Source organism: Pseudomonas paracarnis (genome assembly GCF_904063055.1).
Taxonomy (GTDB): Bacteria; Pseudomonadota; Gammaproteobacteria; order Pseudomonadales; family Pseudomonadaceae; genus Aquipseudomonas; species Aquipseudomonas paracarnis.
This window is the reverse complement of sequence record NZ_CAJFCN010000104.1, coordinates 1-435: the sequence shown is the minus strand read 5'-3', so window position 1 is coordinate 435 and position 435 is coordinate 1. Positions and strand designations below refer to the sequence as shown.

At 66.9% G+C, this 435-nt stretch carries 1 pseudogene; it reads right to left on the bottom strand.

The window, feature by feature from the left end:
• Positions 1–435: pseudogene (locus JMV15_RS28095) on the bottom strand (amino acid dehydrogenase); the annotation flags it as partial.

Sequence of the window (435 nt, the reverse complement as noted above, 5' to 3'; positions counted from 1 at the left end):
GGTATAGCAGCCTCCGACAAAATCCCGAGCCGCCAAGGAAGGTGTCAGGCGGTGGCAGGCGGCCAGCGACAGTACCTGCGCCTGCAGGATGGCTGTGACGTGGGGGCGCGCACGCTCAAAGGTCCCGGCAGTACGGAAGGTCACCAGCGTGCCGTTGCACCGCCAGTCGAAGCCGTCCAGCCGATCGTCGACACGCCATTGCTGCAAGGTGCCTTTGCTCAGGCTCGCCAGCCGCAGCAAGTGGGCAGCGTTGCGCTTGTTCACCGAGCCCCGGCATCCGCCGACGAATGCAGCCCTCCAGCGCCATTGCCGGGGGTCGATTTGATGGCTCACCTTGAGCGGAGAGTCCCCACGCAACCGCCCCCCCATCGCACGCCGCGTCCCCCCCGCGTCGGCCCGCTGTGCAACCTATCCATAGTACACCTGCCCACCGTT